The 16,251-nt window shown below is 63.4% G+C and carries 12 protein-coding genes; 1 reads left to right on the plus strand and 11 read right to left on the minus strand.

All coding sequences use genetic code 11. The features are described 5' to 3' along the window. Positions 1-7: 7 nt before the first annotated feature. Genes H928_RS0103235 through H928_RS25880 form a run of 5 tightly spaced genes read right to left on the minus strand, consistent with a single transcriptional unit; the run spans position 8 to position 5,233 of the window. Positions 8-772 (minus strand): DeoR/GlpR family DNA-binding transcription regulator, encoded by a 765-nt coding sequence (locus H928_RS0103235; RefSeq protein WP_021025223.1) that lies wholly within the window; start codon positions 770-772, stop codon positions 8-10. A gap of 47 nt (positions 773-819) precedes the next feature. Further along, complete coding sequence (locus H928_RS0103240) at positions 820-1,716, minus strand: dihydrodipicolinate synthase family protein (protein WP_021025224.1); 897 nt, start codon at positions 1,714-1,716, stop codon at positions 820-822. Positions 1,717-1,725: 9 nt separating this feature from the next. Continuing rightward, positions 1,726-2,862 carry an iron-containing alcohol dehydrogenase gene (locus tag H928_RS0103245; RefSeq protein WP_021025225.1) on the minus strand — a complete coding sequence of 379 codons (1,137 nt, stop codon included), beginning with the start codon at positions 2,860-2,862 and terminating at the stop codon, positions 1,726-1,728. 20 nt (positions 2,863-2,882) lie between these two features. Further along, a complete protein-coding gene (gene pdxA, locus H928_RS0103250) occupies positions 2,883-3,881 on the minus strand; it encodes a 4-hydroxythreonine-4-phosphate dehydrogenase PdxA (protein ID WP_021025226.1) in 999 nt (332 codons plus the stop codon). Further along, a complete protein-coding gene (locus tag H928_RS25880) occupies positions 3,878-5,233 on the minus strand; it encodes a four-carbon acid sugar kinase family protein (RefSeq protein ID WP_021025227.1) in 1,356 nt (451 codons plus the stop codon). Before H928_RS25880 ends, pdxA begins: the two co-directional genes overlap by 4 nt. Before the next feature lie 384 nt (positions 5,234-5,617). On the opposite strand from H928_RS25880, the gene H928_RS25885 reads away from it, so the two are divergent. Then, positions 5,618-6,616: a tripartite tricarboxylate transporter substrate binding protein gene (locus H928_RS25885; RefSeq protein WP_021025228.1), complete on the plus strand. Its 999-nt coding sequence runs from the start codon at positions 5,618-5,620 to the stop codon at positions 6,614-6,616. Between the two features lie 166 nt (positions 6,617-6,782). Here the strand turns inward: H928_RS25885 and H928_RS0103265 are convergent, their stop codons facing one another. The 6 genes from H928_RS0103265 to H928_RS0103290 form a co-directional block, all read right to left on the minus strand. Further along, a complete protein-coding gene (locus tag H928_RS0103265; protein WP_021025229.1) occupies positions 6,783-7,994 on the minus strand; it encodes a S41 family peptidase in 1,212 nt (403 codons plus the stop codon). A 35-nt stretch (positions 7,995-8,029) separates the two neighbouring features. Further along, positions 8,030-9,487 carry a deoxyribodipyrimidine photo-lyase gene (locus H928_RS0103270; protein ID WP_021025230.1) on the minus strand — a complete coding sequence of 486 codons (1,458 nt, stop codon included), beginning with the start codon at positions 9,485-9,487 and terminating at the stop codon, positions 8,030-8,032. A gap of 75 nt (positions 9,488-9,562) precedes the next feature. Beyond that, complete coding sequence (locus H928_RS0103275; RefSeq protein ID WP_021025231.1) at positions 9,563-10,315, minus strand: ABC transporter ATP-binding protein; 753 nt, start codon at positions 10,313-10,315, stop codon at positions 9,563-9,565. Positions 10,316-10,345: 30 nt separating this feature from the next. Continuing rightward, positions 10,346-11,179: an ABC transporter permease gene (locus H928_RS0103280; RefSeq protein ID WP_158400442.1), complete on the minus strand. Its 834-nt coding sequence runs from the start codon at positions 11,177-11,179 to the stop codon at positions 10,346-10,348. Between the two features lie 14 nt (positions 11,180-11,193). Further along, positions 11,194-13,782, minus strand: a complete 2,589-nt coding sequence (locus tag H928_RS29965; protein WP_021025233.1) for a phytanoyl-CoA dioxygenase family protein — start codon at positions 13,780-13,782, stop codon at positions 11,194-11,196. After that, positions 13,779-16,181: a glycosyltransferase gene (locus H928_RS0103290; protein WP_158400444.1), complete on the minus strand. Its 2,403-nt coding sequence runs from the start codon at positions 16,179-16,181 to the stop codon at positions 13,779-13,781. The genes H928_RS29965 and H928_RS0103290 overlap by 4 nt, the downstream gene beginning before the upstream one ends. Positions 16,182-16,251 lie beyond the last annotated feature (70 nt).

Genomic DNA, 16,251 nt, shown 5'->3' on the forward strand with positions numbered 1-16,251 from the left:
CATGCCCTCAGGCGACCGGCAGCACCGTCACAAAGGGGTGGTTGCCAAAGGCCTGCACGGCATGGCTTTCGGGTGCGGCATCGGTGATCAGGGTCCACTGGCGGTGGATGGGCGACCAGTTCATCTGCGACTTGCGACCCAGCTTTTCTGCGGTGGCCAGCATATAGACCTCGCGCGTGCGGCGGAACAGCTTTTCCTTGAACCAGGCCTGCTCGATCGAGCCTTCGCAGACGCCAAACTCGGCATCGATGCCATCGGCGCTGCAAAACACCTTGTCAAAAGTCAGGCGCTCGAGCGCCATGTCGGCGAGTGACCCGTACACACTCATGCTGCCCCGGCGCAGGTCGCCGCCGATCAGGGTGACGGGAATATCACGGGCGCTCAGGGTGTTCAGCGCCAGCAGGTTGTTGGTGATGATGCGCAGCGAATCGTCCTTGGGCAGCAGGCGCGCGAGCGCATCGGTGGTGGTGCCACCATCGATAAAGAGGGTGTCGCCCGGCTCGATCAGGCTGATGGCCTTGCGCGCAATCGCGGCTTTGGCCTCGCCGTCATGCACCTTGCGCAGCTCCAGCGATTCTTCGGGCTCATGCCGAATCGGCGCCGCCACGGCGCCACCGTAGACGCGCAGCAGCCGCCCGTCCTGCTGCAGCGCCTGCAGGTCACGGCGCACGGTGGCCTCGGAGATGGCAAACCTCGCGCACAGCGCGGCCACATCGGTCATGCCCGAATTCACGGCATGCAAAATGGACTCTCTACGGTTGGCGACCTTCATGGGATGGGTGGGCTGGCTACAGCGCAATAGCGATAACGGCTCAGAGCTTAACCCGAGATGCCATGGGCCTTGAGGATTTCGCGCATCTGCGCCTCCTGCTCGGCGCTGATGCGCACGGGGTACTTGCTGTTGCCCACGTGGTAGCCCAGCAGTTGCACCGCGCGCTTGACGGCGGCCGGCGCAAAGCAGACCTTGTAGAGCGTCTCGCGCAGGCTGGTGACGGTCTCCTGCTGTTGGCGCGAGCCGGCAATGTCACCCGCGGCAAAGCGCGTCCAGATCGCATTGATCTCGCGCGGCGCGGCATTGGCCAGGCCCGATACGGCGCCGGCGCAGCCTTCGACAAAGCCCTGGTGGATCAGGCTGTCGGGCCCGTTGAACACGACAAAATCAGGCACTTCCTTAGCGACCTTCAGAAAGCCGCTCAGGCTTTCATGGCTGCCGGCGCTGTCCTTGATGCCGGCGATATTGGGGTGCGCGGCCAGGCGCTTGGCGGTCTCTGGCGCAATGGTGTTGCCGGTGCGCGCGGGGATGTTGTACAGATAGACGGGCACCTCCAGCGCATCGGCAATCGCGCTGAAATGCCCATGCAGCTCATCCTGCGACAGCGGCACAAACCAGGGCGTGATGGCGGCAACCGCATCCACGCCCAGGCGGGCAATCTCACGGCCGGCGCGGATGCATTCGGCCGTGGAGACCTCGCCCACATGGCCGACCACGCTGGCACGCCCAGCGACTTGCTCCATCGCCACCTCGGCCACGCGGCGCTTTTCGCCCTCGGTCAGCGCAAAGAATTCGCCATTCGTGCCGCCGCAGAAAATGCCGTTGCCGGCCCGGATCTGGCGGTCGATCTGCTCGCGGAACGGTGCCTCGGCAAAACGGTCCTCCGCGTCCATGGGGGTGATGATGGCCGTCAGAATGCCTTGGAGTTTTTGCGTGTTTGCCATGGTGTTGTCTCAGTTGAACAGCTTCAGGTAGACCTTTTCGATATCGGCGCCCGTGACGGCCCCGGGCACATTCTTGATGAGGCGCTGCACATCGAGCGCGGCCTTCACCAGATCGGGCAGGTGGTCGCGGCCAATGCCCAGCTCTTGCAGGCTGGCCGGCAGGCGCAGGCGCTTGACCAGATCGGCAAAGTAGGCCACCAGCGCATGCGATTTGCCCTCGTCGTCCAGTGCCAGATTGGCACCGGGCACCAGCTCGTAAGCGCGTGCCAGCTTGGCAACGCACAGCGGGCGCAGCCACTCAAAGCAAGGCGCGAGCAAGATGGCATTGGCAACGCCATGGGGGATGTGGTACTTGCCGCCCAGCGGGTAGGACATGGCATGGACCAGGTGGGTGCCGGCATGGGCAATGCAGGCGCCGCCGTAGTACGAGGCCCAGAGCATATTGAGCTTGGCTTCGAGGTTGTCGGGCTCGGCGACAGACAGCTCGATGTTTTCGAACAGCTTTTTCAAGCCGATCATCGCGTAGTTGTCGGCGACCGGGTTGGCAATGCTGGCGGTAAAGCACTCGATCAGGTGGCAGAGCGCATCGACACCGGTCGAGGCCGCAATCTTGTGCGGCATGGTCACCGTCAACTCCGGCGCCAGCGCCACATAGTCCGGCAGCAGCACCGGCGAGATGATGCCCTGCTTGGTCTCGCGCGCAGGGATCGCCAGGATCGCATTGGGCGTGGCTTCCGAGCCCGTCCCCGCCGTCGTTGGCACCATCAGCGCCTTGACCCGCTGCGTGACCTTGGTGCCCGCGAGCAGCTCGGCCAGGCTGGGCGATTCGGCATGCGCCAGCGCCGACAGCAGCTTGGCCACATCCAGCACACTGCCGCCGCCTACGCCCACGACAAAATCCACGCCGCGCAGATCGCGCTCCTGCAGAATGCGCTCCACATCGGCATCGGATGGCTCGGGCGGCACATCGTCGACCACCAGCACCTCGGTGGCTGCGCGCCGCAGCTGGGCCAGCAGCGCCTGCACACCGGCAATACCGATGATGTTCTGGTCGCTGACAAACAGCAGTTTGTGTTTGCCGTTCACCAGGTAGGCGATGTCGTCAAGGACCTTGTGGCCGCTCAGGACGGTGCTATGGATATGCATGTCTTTGTCTCCTGGATTTTTTAGCTGCGTGTTGCGAGTTCTGCGCCCTGGCGCAAGGCTTCCAGCAGGCTGCGCTCATCGGCAATGCCCTTGCCGGCAATGTCAAATGCCGTGCCGTGGTCCACCGAGGTGCGGATCACATCCAGCCCCACGGTGATGTTCACGCCCGCCTCCAGGCCCAGCACCTTGACGGGGCCATGGCCCTGGTCGTGGTACATAGCCACCACCAGGTCGAAATCACCACGCCCGGCGCGGAAGAACAGCGTGTCGGCCGGCAGAGGGCCTTCTATGTCCATGCCCCTCTCGCGCAGCTTCTGCACGGCGGGGATGATCTTTTCTTCTTCCTCGCCATAGCCAAACAAGCCGTTCTCACCAGCATGCGGGTTGATGCCGCACACTGCAATCCGTGGGTTGGCGATGCTCGCCTTGCGCAAGGTGTCGTAGCCGCGCTGGATGGTGCGCTCGACCAGGCCCGGCTCGATCTTGCGGATGGCATCGAGCAAGCCGATATGTGTGGTCACATGGATCACCCGCAGATTGGGCGCAACCAGCATCATCGAGACCTCTTCCACGCCCGTCAGGTGCGCCAGCATCTCCGTGTGGCCGGGAAACTTGTGGCCACCGGCATGCAGTGCCTCCTTGTTCAGCGGCGCGGTGCAGATCGCATCGATCTTTCGGGCCTTGGCCAGCTCCACCGCGCGCTCGATAAAGCGGAACGCGGCATCACCGGCCACGGGCGAGAGCTTGCCAAAGGCCAGGTCATCGGGGATCAGCTGCAAATCAATGCAGTCGATGACGCCCCGCTCAAAGGCGGCATCGGCAATGTCCTCTATGGCCCGCACACGCACCTGGGTGTCCAGCAGCGCATTGGCCTTCTGCAGCCGCTTGGCATCGCCAATGACCACGGCTTTGGCCAGGCTGTACAGGCTGTCGTTCGCAAAGCTCTTGACAATGATTTCAGGGCCCACGCCAGCAGCGTCTCCCATGGTGATTCCGATGACGGGCAGAGAATGGCTCATCTTTGCTTGCTTTCTGTAGGGGCTGTGTCGGTGCGGCCGCCCGGGGTTTGGGCGGCCAGCAATGAATGGATGGCGCGGCTTGCGCGCTGCAGCGATGCGGGATGGCCAAAGGCTCCCGCCTTGGTGGCAATCCACTGGCGCCGGGTGTCTTGTTCGATATCCTGGTTCTCGGTGATGCACAGCACCACGCCGGGTTCGCTCTCGGAATGCACGCGCAGGCTGCGCAGTTGCAGTTCTTCCAGTACTGCCCGGGCCGTCTCTCCACCGGTGATGACGAGGCCTGCTGCGCCGGCCATGGGTGCGTGCAGCAAGCGTGCCAGCTGCCGGGCCAGCATCGGGCCTTCGGCCGGGTCCGTCTGCGCGTCTGCTCCGAGGCTGACCACGACATCCAGGCCCTGGGCCACTTCGTCGCTGATGGTCTGTACCAGCGTCTGCACCAGCGGCTGCACCAGGGTCTGGCCTTGGGTCGTCTGCACGTCGCTGCGCAAGCAGCCAGGTGGCACCACATGCAGCCGCGTTTGTGGCTGCTCGGCCAAATACGCCAGCTGCTGCTGCGCAATCGCCGACATGCTGCCAACGACGGTGACCACGCTGGGCAAACGCCCGGCGGCATGCGGTACATCCAGCGATGCAGCCAAGGCAGATACTGGCTGCACCTGCTGCGCCAGCGCATGCGAGAGGCCCGCTGAGCAGACGCAAAAAGCCTGCTCTATCTGCAAGCTGGCCTGGGCCAGCGTCTGCAGATGCTGGTCATGGAGCACATCCAACACCAGCGCCTGCACGCCCTGTTCGCGTGCATTGGCAATTGCTTGCGCGGTGGCTTCTGGGCCGGCATCGAGCAGGCTGGCGGGCAGGTTGTCGCAGCGCAGTCCGGCGGCCTGCAGCTGCTGCGCCGCGCGGTCATCGCGGTCCGCATGCTCCAGCTGCCAGGTCGCGGTATCGGCCAGGCGCACGCCGTGCACATACACCACACCGCCCTGCATCGTGCGGCCCATCTGCGGGAAGGCCGGAGCCACCAGCGCAATGGCATGGAGCGCGCTTTGCAGCACCGCCACCTCCTGCGCCCAGCCGCCCCGCAGGGTGGAATCGATTTTCTTGAGCACCCGGCGGCCCTGCGATGCCGGCGCAGCCAGCACCGCCTGCAGCTTGGCAGCAGCCTCAGCCGCCGTATCGCGCCGGCTGTTGGTGTCTACCGTGAGCACCGCCACATCACCCTGGGCACCAGCGCTGGCTTGCGCATCCAGCAGCACGCTGGTGGAGAGGCCAGCGCTCGCAAACCCCGCAGCGCAGTCGGCTGCGCCGGAGAGGTCGTCGGCGACAACCAGGTAGTGCGGGAGGGAACGCGGGCTCATGCGGGGCTTTCGGTCGACTCAGTCATCACGCCAAGCCTTAAAATTGATTGATTCAATCATAATTCATTCAAAGCGGGATAAAACAAGGGTTAACCCTTGATTCAACGCATCGAAAATGATCGATTTGATCGTTGAAGCAGTGAAATCAGGCTGAAACCGTAGCATCAGGCCCGCGCACGCACCGCCAATGTGCAGCAATTCCGCACCATGGTGCATGCACCAACTCGGGGAAAGTCCTGATTGGAGACTTTGGTAAAAAGAGTTCTGATCGAAGCGTTCAAAAAATTATCAATTTTGATTGTTTTGATCAAATAACTACCAAGAACCATTCCGTCTTCAGCCCTGAAGTCATTTCTGAACCACCAGCCCTTGAGGTGTCCCACCATGTTCGCTTCCAACCCCGCTTCTGCCGCCACGCGCCGCCGCTTCCTTCTCGCCAGCAGCCTGCTGCTGGGCCTCGCCCCGCTGGCCAGCCAGGCGGCAGATGCCGCCTATCCTGCCAAGCCCATCACCTTGATCGTGCCCTACCCGGCCGGCGGTGCCAACGATGCGGTGGGCCGCATCGTGGGCCAGAAGATGGGGGAGATCCTCAAGCAGTCCGTCATCGTTGACAACCGTGGCGGCGCAGGCACCACCATTGGCACCGCGCTGGCGGCCAAGGCGCCCGGTGACGGCTACACCCTGGTGCTGGGCTCCCTCTCCAGCCATGCGATCAGCCCGCACCTGTACCGCCAGCCCGGCTATGACGCGATCAAGGATTTCGCCCCGGTCGGCATGATCGGCGAAGCCCCCATCGTGCTGGAAGTCGCCACCAACTCGCCATTCAAGGATGTCAAGCAGGTCGTGGAACAGGCCAAAAAGACGCCGGCCACCCTCACCTACGGCTCGGCCGGCAATGGCTCGCCGCTGCATTTGAGTGCCGAGCTGTTCAAGCGCGCCGCCAATGTGGACATGACCCATGTACCCTACAAGGGCGGCAATGCCCACACCATGGACCTGATGGGCGGCCGCATCGACATGATCTTTGACACGCTGACGAGCGCCACGCCACTGATCACCTCTGGCAAAGTGCGGCCCCTAGCCGTTGCCAGCACCGAGCGCCTGCCCGAGCTGCCCAATGTGCCCACCTTTGCCGAGAGCGGCTACCCCAACTTTGTCGTGAACGCCTGGTACGCCCTCTACGCCCCCGCCAAAACCAGCCCCGAGGTGCTGGCCAAACTCCACCAGGCGCTGAACGAAGCCCTGGCCGATGCCGACGCCAAGGACCGCCTGACCAAGCTGGGCGCGCAGCAAGGCCAGCACCCAGGACGAGCTGGCCAAGTTCACCAAGGCCGAGCTGGACCGCTATGGCTCCGTGATCAGCGCGATTGGCTTGAAGATTGATTGATGGTTGAGTGGTTTTGTGTGGATCCCACCGGCATGGCGGGCTCTGCACGTCTATTCCGTTCGGGTTTTATGGCATTTAGACATGGTCATTGACTGGTTGATGGTTATATCGAACCCTTGCTGGGTGAGAAGGACCTGTAACTCTGAACCCCTGCAAACCGAATCATTCTTTCCCTTGCTTTAGTTCTCTCAGTGCAACACGCATTGTGTCGGGTGCAGATGCATCTTCGACAATGTGGTCAGGGATTACTCCGACGCCCTGTATCTTGCGACCACTAGGCGGAAAGTAGTATGAACTGGTGAACTTGATACCGCCAATTTGCAAAGGCTGCACAGTTTCAATGCTGGCCCGCCCGAAAGTCGGACGTCCAATGATCACCGCCCTGTTGTGATCCTGCAGCGCGGCTGTCACTATCTCTGCACCGGATGACGTGGCGTTGTCGACCAACACTGCGACGGGCATGGTATGGACCTCTGTAGGCAAGCCAACCAACGGATCGGGGCTCCCTTTTCTTAGGTAGAACGCGGGAGCTGCCAGATAGGTGATGTTTGACTCAGTGCTAGCGCCTGCCGTCCGCACCACCATGGCATCTTTTGGCAAGAACATGGCAGCAAACCCCACCGAGGAGTCAAGGAGACCACCCGGACATCCGCGCAAATCGAGAACGATCGCCTGAAACGGCTCAGTTTGCCAAGCTGCCTTTAGAGCATCAGCTGCTTCCTGCAGGGAGGAAGCTGTGAAATGGGCAACGCGCAGGTGTACTACATTTGCCGCCAAGCGGGAAAGCTGGGCGCCTCGCACGGTAAAAGCTTTGCGCTCTACCTGGAAAGTGTGCACGGAAAGCGTGGATTCACGAAAAACGGTGAGCGCAACAGTGGTTCCAGGAGGTCCTGCTAGCTTCTCTGCCACCAGAGACGCATCGAGCCCCTTGATCCGAACACCATCAATTGCATACAGCTGGTCCGGGAACACAATTCCTGCCTGAGCCGCTGGACTACCCTCCAACGGTGCAAGAAGATATCGGCCATCTCGAAATTTGACTTCCGCACCAATTGACTCTAGGTTCGCTCGCCTAGGCTGACGATACGCTTCAAACTCGTCCGCGGTAAAGTATTCACCCGAATCCGGGTCAGTACCCCGAAGCATGCCCTTTGTGGCCGCGACAATCAGCGCGCGATCGTCTGGCTTCACCACCAGGGAGCGCTGGAGCACACCATATGCGGCAGAGAGAACCAGTAACTCTTCTTTCGGAAGAGGTCCAGCAGGCTGAGCGAAAGAACTTGCGGCTGCGAGTGTCCACAGCAGGGACCCTACTATCGAAGCTCGAAATGCAATCTTCAAAGTAACCACCTCTTTATCGTTGAATAGCTTCATTTAGTTAAAGGTGATGCTGCCAACCAGCAGCTCCCTCAATCCGGATTCTTCATAAAGTGAAACCGCATCAAGGTCCGCTCGCGCGCCCGGCCGTGGTCCACCACCGGCTGCGGGTAGTCGCGCCCCAGCTGCAGACCGCAGGCTTGTTGCTCCAGCGGCTTCATCGCAGCGGGAAAGTGGATATACCGGCCGGGCACCTTGGCGAGTTCTGGCAGATAGCGGCGGATGAACTTGCCATCTGGGTCAAAGCGCTCGGACTGGGTGATGGGGTTGAAGATGCGGAACCAGGGCTGGGCGTCGCAGCCGGTCGACGCCGCCCACTGCCAGCCGCCATTGTTCGATGACAGGTCATAGTCATTGAGGTGCTGGGCAAAAAAGCGCTCGCCCGCGCGCCAGTCAATGCCCAGGTCCTTGGTCAAAAAGCTGGCGACGACCATGCGCAGGCGGTTGTGCATATAGCCGGTCTGCAGCAGCTGGCGCATGGCGGCATCGACCAGCGGGTAGCCGGTGCGTGCCTCGCACCAGGCCTGCCACAGCTCGGGCGCATCGTCCCACTGCACCTTGTCGTAGATGGGGCGGAACGACTGGGTCACCACCTGCGGGTGGTGCCAGAGAATCATCGCGTAGAAGTCGCGCCAGGCCAGCTCCGACAGCCAGGTCTGCGCGCCCTCGCAGCCCGTGCGTGCCTGCGCAACGGCCAGGGCGGCCAGTTGGCGGATCGACACGGTGCCAAAACGCAGATGCACCGACAGGTAGGAGACGCCCTTGACCGCCGGAAAATCCCGCGCGTCTTGGTAAGCGGCCATGCGCGGCAAAAAATCCTGCAGCAGTTGCTGCGCGCCCCGGCTGCCGGTAGGGATCTTGAGCGACGCCAGATTGCTGGGCTGAAAGCCCAGATCGGCCAGCGACGGAATCGCTTCGCCCTTGGGCAATGCCGCCAGATGCCCGGCATAGCACGCCACCGGGTAGGCTTTGCACTGGAAGGCATCGAGCTTTTGCAGCCAGGCGCGCTTGTAGGGCGTGAACACGCTGTAGGGATGGCCTTGCTGGGTCAGCACCTCATCGCGGTCCAGCAGCACCTGGTCCTTGTAATCGCTAAAGGCAATGCCGGCCGCTTGCAAATCACCGGCCACGCGCGCATCGCGGGCAATGGCCTCGGGTTCGTAGTCGCGGTTGGTCAGCACCTCTTGCACGCCCAGCGCCTGCGCCAGCTGCACCACCTCCTGCGCAGCCGACCCATGGCGCACCAGCAGGCCCGCGCCATGCGTACCGCTGCCCGCTGCCAACTGGCGCAGGTCCTCGTCCAGCGCGAGCACACTGGCATGGATAAAGTCCACCCGCCGGTCCTCGCGCGTGGGCAACAGGTCCAGGATGTCGGTATCAAAAACGAAGACGCAATACACCTGCTCGAAGCGGCGCAAGGCATGGAAGAGAGCGGCATGGTCGTCGCAGCGCAAATCGCGACGCATCCATACCAGGGCGCGGCTGGCCATGGTGATCGGTTTCCTTGTCTGGCTATTTATTCGGAAGTAGGACAGCCGCAGCGTACAGCTAGCGCCGTCTACCACTCAGGAGTTTGCATGGTAGAAATCCAGGCACTCGTCGACGGTCCCCCGGTGCACTATTGTGCCTTGGTGCAGCACCAGCGCATGCGAGCAAAAGGACCTGAGCAGCTGTTCGTTGTGACTGGCCACCACCAGAATACTCACCCGAGACATCAGGTCATGCAGGCGCTTTTGCGCCCGCTCTTGAAACTTGGCGTCTCCAGCCCCGACAATTTCATCCATCAGCAAGATATCAGGCGTAATGGCGGTGGCCACAGCAAACGCCAACTTGAGCAGCATGCCGGTAGAGTAGGTGCGCACCGGCATATACAGCCGCTCGCTCAGCTCGGTAAAGGCGCCCATCTCTTCTACCCAGTCACCCGCTTGCCGTTTGGACAGCCCCATGACTATGCCGCGGGTGATGATGAAATCCAGGCCCGAGGCCTCGGGATCCATGCCCAGCATGATGTCGGTCAGGGCCGAGACGCTGCCGTGCTGGCGTACCTCACCCCGCACCGGCTCGTACACCCCGGAGAGCACCCGCAGCAAGGTGGATTTGCCCGCGCCGTTGTGGCCGATCAAACCGATGCGGTCGCCCGGCTGGAGCGACAGGTTAATGCCATGCAAGGCCTGCACCGAGCGCATCGGCGCAGGGCCCGCAGCGCGCCTGCCATGCAGGCCACTAAAGCGCACCAAGGTATTGATGAGGCCCAGGCTTTGGGCATCAAACACCGGGAACGCAATGTCGACATCACGGAGCTGGATAAAGGGTTGCATGCTGCCTTAGCTTGGGTTGTCTGGCAGGGCTTAGAGCCAGTAATTGATTCGCCGACGCGCAAACAGGTAGGTGAGACTGCACATCACCAGCAACAGCGCCAACACCAGCCCGGCCGCCAGCCAGGTACTGGGCGCTGGCGCAGCTCCCAGCAGCGGTTGGCGCATCAGATCCAGCCAGACGGCCAGCGGGTTGAGGGTCGTCAGCAGCTGTGCCCGGTCGCTGCTCAGTTGGCTGGCATGCCACATCACCGGGGTCACAAAAAACGCAATCTGCAGCACACTGGCCACGACCATGGGCACATCACGGTAGCGGGTGGCCAGCGCCGCCAGCACGGCCAGCACCAAGGTGGCACTGAGCACCGTAAGCGCCAGGCCCGCCAGCCAGACCAGCCACAGCGCTCCACCCAGGTAACCGCCATACCAGAGCACCACCACGATCAGCGGCAGTTGGTGCAGCAGCATCAGCAAGCTGCGCCACATCACCCGAAACACAAAGCTGAACTTGGGGTAAGCGGCTTGCTTGAGGAAGGCCGCTGCCTCGATGTAGGTGCGGCAACCCTCATTGAACATCGTCGTCAGAAAGCCGAAGAACACGTTGCCCAGACAGAAGTAAGGCACATAGGTTCTGGGATTTTGGTTGAAGAGCTGTGAACCGATCCAGCCAAAGGCTGCGGTGAATATCGCCATGTTGATGGCAATCCAGGCCGGCCCCAGAAAAGACCGGCGGTACTGCCGCAGCAAATCCTGCCAGCCCAGATGCATCCACAGCGGCCACTGCCGCAGCGACTGGGACAGGTCCTGCAGCAGCAACTGAGCCTGACGCTGCCAACGGCCATCGGGGGCCTGGCGCTCTGTGGGGGGCATGCTGTGGGGGGCCATCAGCGTTCCGAGCGCAGTATCAGGCGCTCATACAAGCGGCGCAGTGGCGCGGTGATGCGCCAGGAGGCCGATTGGTGCAGCGCCTCGATGCTGGCATTCAGATCAGCGACCTGCTGGCGCAAGCGCGCCACTTCCTGGCCGCCTCCACCGCCCTGCTCATATGCGGTTTTGAGGGCGTTGTTCAAATCCAGAATCTCCTGGCGCATCTGCACCACCGCAGAACCTGCGCGCCGCCCCTCTTGCGCTGCGCCGCCGCCTTGCTGCCAACGCGCCAGCTCGGCCTCCAGGCTACGTGCGTACTGCGTCGCCTCATCGATCATCGCCTGGCGCTTGTCATTGGTCGCCAACAGGTCCTGGGCATAGCGCTCCGCATTGCCAAATCGCTCGGTCTGCGCGGCAAGGTCCGCCTGCAGTTGCTGCACATAGGCATCGGGCACGCTGGGCTGCGAGCCGTACACCACCGGAAACTGCGCCCCGGTCAGCAGGTTGCGCGTGCGGGCATCCATGCAGCACATGGTGAAGGCGCGCCGGGGCGTGGGCGAGGTGTTGAGGCCCGAGCGGTGGATCAGCCAGTTGTGCATCAGCAGCGCATGCCCGGCTTTCACTTCCAACGGCACGGTCAGTTCGGGCGGGCAATGCGCACGCACCGCGTCTTCGGTCAAGGTGCTGCCCTGTGTGCTGAGCAGACCCAGCCGGTGCGAGCCCCGGATCGCATCCATGCAGCCATTGGCGGTATTGGCATCGTCCAGCGCCACCCAGATGGTGACCAAGGGATCGCGGTCCAGCTGCCAGACGGCGCCGCCATCCTGGTGCCAGGGCAGCAAGGTGCCGTGGCCGGCAGGCTTGTTCATCACCATCGCCCGAAAAATCGATACCGCCGCATGCGCGCCATACATGCCCGCGCAGATAGTCTTGAAGACCGGCTGGGCGATCAGCTGTGCATACAGCGGGTCATGCTCCAGGCCCTGGATTTTGCGGTAGCGCAGCGTGCCCTCCTCAAAGCGCTCGACGGCCCCGGGCAGCTCCTCGTAGGCGCCCCCGGTATCGAGCTGCATCTGCACCGCCGGGTTGTACACCTCCCCCAGCGCCAGCGCATCGGCACGCTGCCGCAATGCCTCCAGCGCCTCTGGGGCAAGCACCTGGCCCAGGTGCAGATAACCGTCTTGGGCGAATTGTTGCCAGTCGGCCTCGGTGACCATGGAAGACCTCCTTCGGAAAGCATTGGGAGACAGGAGCCGCGAGCTGGGCGTCTCCGAAGCGGGCTTGTCGACTGCAGCAGCCGGGGCCTGGCCAGCCTGGATGGCAGAAATCGGTACCTCGGGCATCTGCCCCGTTATCAGCAATGTCGCAAGCGCCTGTTGCCTGCGCGCTTCGTCGTCGACCAGCATCCGGCCCTGCGCGGCCAGGTAGGCCTGCCAAGCTTGGCGCCCCTGCCATAGCGCTGCGATGCGGCGGCTCAGCCGACCTTCGCGTACTTCCTGCACGCCACAGGCGGCATGGGCGCTTCCATGGTGCGCCAGCGCCCCTTGCATTTTGGTGCGGGTGTAGTGATCGCTCCAGATGCCCAGACAAGGCTTGGCTGCCGCCAGCCCAAACACCAGCGGGTGGTAGCGCGAGCTGACCACCAGATGAGCCTGGGCCGTGAGCCATGCCACCTGCTCGGGCAGCATCACCGGCAGCAAAACCACAGGGGTATGGCGCATGCGCGCCGCCACAGCTCGGCCCATGTCAGCATCTGACCAGGGCGCGCCATGTGCACCATCTGCCCTGGCATGCGGGATGAATACAGGCGCGCAGCCCGTCAGCTGCGCCACCTGCTCCAACTGCTGGGCCAGGCTGTCGAGCAAGGGATCGCTGCCATTCGGATCGCATAAAGGATGAAAGCTCAGCGCCATCCAGGGCTGGTCCATCGCAAACGGCATAGGCAAATAGGACTCGCGACTGGGCTGCTGCCCGAGGCCATGGGCATCGTCGAGCTGCAGAGACAGCCGGCTGGCATCCACACCCAGCGCCAGCGCCAACTGGTAGCTGCGCTGCTCTCGCATCCCGACCCATGTGGCCATCGCGAGCAGCTCGGCCAGCATGGCGCGGTGGCGGTCAGTCAACTCCGGGCCCAGGGTCTGGCCCAGGATCGCGACGGGTGCACCCAGGCGCTGTGCCTGGCGCGCCAAGGCCAGGCGTTCGTACAAAAATGCCGGCCAGATGCTGCGCAGATTGCCACCACCTGAGATGAGCAGGCCATCGTGCGCATCGCGCAAGGCCTCCATCGCCGCAGGCCTGCGCTGCGTCCAATGGGCATGTGACGGAGCGCAGAGCTGCGCCAACAGCGCTTCGCGCTCGGCCTCATTCGCGCAATCGGCAAAGCCCAGGCGCGGCACGGCCGCGATGCCGTAGGTGGCTGCCGTGAATGCCGGGTCCCGCGAGACGGCCACGCGCTGCGCTTGCGGGCACAGGCGCTGCAGCAGTTGCAGATTCGCAGCAAACATGGCCTCGTCACCGACATGGAACTGCGCCGCGCCGCCGATATCGCCAACGACCAGCCAGCGCCGCATGCCGGTAGCTGCTGTGGCGCTGGCCTGCTCCGTCATGCCGCCTCTCCCAGCCGCTCACCACCGGCCAACAACGCAGCGAGCCGGCGGCGCAGCCGCTGGGAGGTGGCATCTGCGCCAAATTCCGCCTCCAGCCGCGCACGCGCATGGCTGGCACGGCGCGCGGCCTCGGCCCGGTGCAGGTAGACCTGCCGCATCTGCCAGGCGGCATGCACCACATCCGGCTCGGCCCAGACCTGCCCCTGGTGGTACGGATAAGCACCTTCCGGTACGGGGACCAGCTTGCAGGCCACCGGCCATCCGGTGGAGGGAGAAACAAGTTCGGTGGTGGCCGAATAGTCAGTCGCGACCACGGGCAGCCCCAGCTGCATGGCCTCTGCCACCAACAGGCCCAGTCCCTCGCTGCGGTGCAGCGACACCACGGCGTCACAGCAGGCCATCAGCTGCAGGCTCTGAACCCGACCCAGCAGTTGGTCGACCAGCACCACGCAGGGATCGCGCTGCAGCGCTTCCAGCAAAGCCTGGCTGTGCGCGCCGGCCCGGTGGCCGTTGAGCGTCTTGATCACCAGGCAAACTTCTGCAGCGCCTTTAGATGGAAAGGCCTCGCGGAACGCGCGCAGCAAGGCCAGTGGATTTTTACGCTCGACAAAGGACAGAAAATCAAACGCAAAGAAAAACACAAAGGCCTGCTCAGGCACGGCCCACTGCGCGCGCGGTGCCGGCGGCGGCGGCACAAAGCTCAGTTGCGGCGGCATGTAAAGCACCGGCTTGTTCAAGCGGTTGACCAGCATTTTCTGCACATAGCGTGTCGGCGCCCACACCTCGTCCACCAGGTCGAAGGCCGGCATCCAGTCATCGGGAAAATGCTCCAGCTCCCAAAACGGCACCACCGACCGCCAGCTTTTGCGTGGCAAGCGCCCTCCCAGGTCGCGGATCACTGCGGGCAACTGGTCGGCATTGACGTTGAAGATCTGCACCTGGGCGGCCTGCTCCTCACTGATCCAAGGCGCCAGCTCCGCGTCGACTGCCTCGGGCAAGGAAGGCGGACGGATCGCCAGGCCCTGCGCGCGAAAACCCGCATGCACCGCGGCCCGCAGCGTCTGCCGCCCGGCCTCCCCAACGCCCGATGCCACCTGCAGGTAGCCCACCACGGTCAGCTGTGCCTCACCAGGCGCAGCCGGCGCTGGCAAGCGCGCTGGCGGCAGCGCATCAGACACGCGCGCCGCCCGCAGCTGCACCGGCTCCACCAGGCGTGCATCGCCCAGCTGGCTGCGGGCATGCAAACAGAACCAATCAATATAGGCAGCGACCCCTTGCGTCGAGCGCAGGTCAAAGGTCTGCTGCAACCAGGCCTCGCGCGCATGCAACTCGGCCATCAGCCGCGTGACATAGCCCCTGCCACTCAGGGGACTGCTGGGGCTGGGCAGTTGCAGGTAGGCCTCATAGGCCTCAAAAGGATCGCCGCCTGACCAGCAGCGATGCCCATCCCGGAACATGCGCCGCACAACCTCTGGAATCAGCGTGCCCGAGGCAAACCGCCCATAGACATAGCTGGCCGCCGGCACGCGGCCATGGCCATGAGCCAGCACCTGCCGGGCATAGCGCCGCATCAGGGCCGCCAAGGGCGGCGAGATGGCACCGAGGCCAAAGGCCGTGGTGTATTTGGAGAGCTGCCGCAGATCGGCCGGGTCAATGCCGCTGAAGTGGAAAAACCGCAGCGGCTCGCCATCCACCGTCCAGCCGTCGCCCTGCATCTGCAGGTCACGCTGGTGCAAGTTCCAGTACGCCAGGTTGTAGCCCGGCTCGCGCAGAATGCGCGCATCGGCGGCAAAGCCAGGTACCAGGTCCATGAACTTCTGGTCGACAAAGATGCCGCGCTCGGGCTCGTTCACACACTGGTACTGCAGCCGCCCACCCCACCAGGCGATGATACGCTCGGCCTCCGGGCATGCGCCCACCGCCAGAAAGCCCAGGTTAAAGACCCCCGCACGCATGATGCCCACATCGTCCGGAAAGGCGTCCCGCTCCGCGGGCTGGGTCAGGTGCGGGGTCAGCACCAGAGAAGCGCCATCGTCCAGCAAGGCAAAGACATGGTCCAGCGGCGCCAGCACCTCGATATCCGGATCGAGGTAGACCATCTGGGCATAGCCCTGCGCCATCAGGTGGCGGAACATGAACGGCTTGACCGCCGTGTTGAACTCCATGATCCCGTAGCGGAACGCGAACTCCTGAAAGTCGGGAATGCCCAGCGCGTCTGCAGTGACGACCCTGAAGTCGCCCGCATAGAAATCTGGTTCGTCGAGCAATGCATCGGCCAGGCAGAGATAGATATCCGCCTCGGGGTGCTGTTGGCCTGCACTTTGTAGCAACACCCTGGCCATGGGCAGGTAGTTGTTCGAGCAGATGGTAAAGATGGCAGGTGCGCTGGACGGAATCATGAAAGAGCCAGAGGATGCCTTGGCAAACACACCCAGCATCGCGCCCCTGCGACCGTGCCAGCATCAGCTG

This window comes from Comamonas sp. B-9 (genome assembly GCF_000410635.1).
Classification (GTDB): Bacteria; Pseudomonadota; Gammaproteobacteria; order Burkholderiales; family Burkholderiaceae_C; genus Comamonas.

Coding starts and splice junctions, on each gene's coding strand:
- H928_RS0103235 (WP_021025223.1), bottom strand. CDS start 772: ATGAAGGTCGCCAACCGTAGAGAGTCCATTTTGCATGCCGTGAATTCG.
- H928_RS0103240 (WP_021025224.1), bottom strand. CDS start 1,716: ATGGCAAACACGCAAAAACTCCAAGGCATTCTGACGGCCATCATCACC.
- H928_RS0103245 (WP_021025225.1), bottom strand. CDS start 2,862: ATGCATATCCATAGCACCGTCCTGAGCGGCCACAAGGTCCTTGACGAC.
- pdxA (WP_021025226.1), bottom strand. CDS start 3,881: ATGAGCCATTCTCTGCCCGTCATCGGAATCACCATGGGAGACGCTGCT.
- H928_RS25880 (WP_021025227.1), bottom strand. CDS start 5,233: ATGAGCCCGCGTTCCCTCCCGCACTACCTGGTTGTCGCCGACGACCTC.
- H928_RS25885 (WP_021025228.1), top strand. CDS start 5,618: ATGTTCGCTTCCAACCCCGCTTCTGCCGCCACGCGCCGCCGCTTCCTT.
- H928_RS0103265 (WP_021025229.1), bottom strand. CDS start 7,994: ATGAAGCTATTCAACGATAAAGAGGTGGTTACTTTGAAGATTGCATTT.
- H928_RS0103270 (WP_021025230.1), bottom strand. CDS start 9,487: ATGGCCAGCCGCGCCCTGGTATGGATGCGTCGCGATTTGCGCTGCGAC.
- H928_RS0103275 (WP_021025231.1), bottom strand. CDS start 10,315: ATGCAACCCTTTATCCAGCTCCGTGATGTCGACATTGCGTTCCCGGTG.
- H928_RS0103280 (WP_158400442.1), bottom strand. CDS start 11,179: ATGCCCCCCACAGAGCGCCAGGCCCCCGATGGCCGTTGGCAGCGTCAG.
- H928_RS29965 (WP_021025233.1), bottom strand. CDS start 13,782: ATGACGGAGCAGGCCAGCGCCACAGCAGCTACCGGCATGCGGCGCTGG.
- H928_RS0103290 (WP_158400444.1), bottom strand. CDS start 16,181: ATGATTCCGTCCAGCGCACCTGCCATCTTTACCATCTGCTCGAACAAC.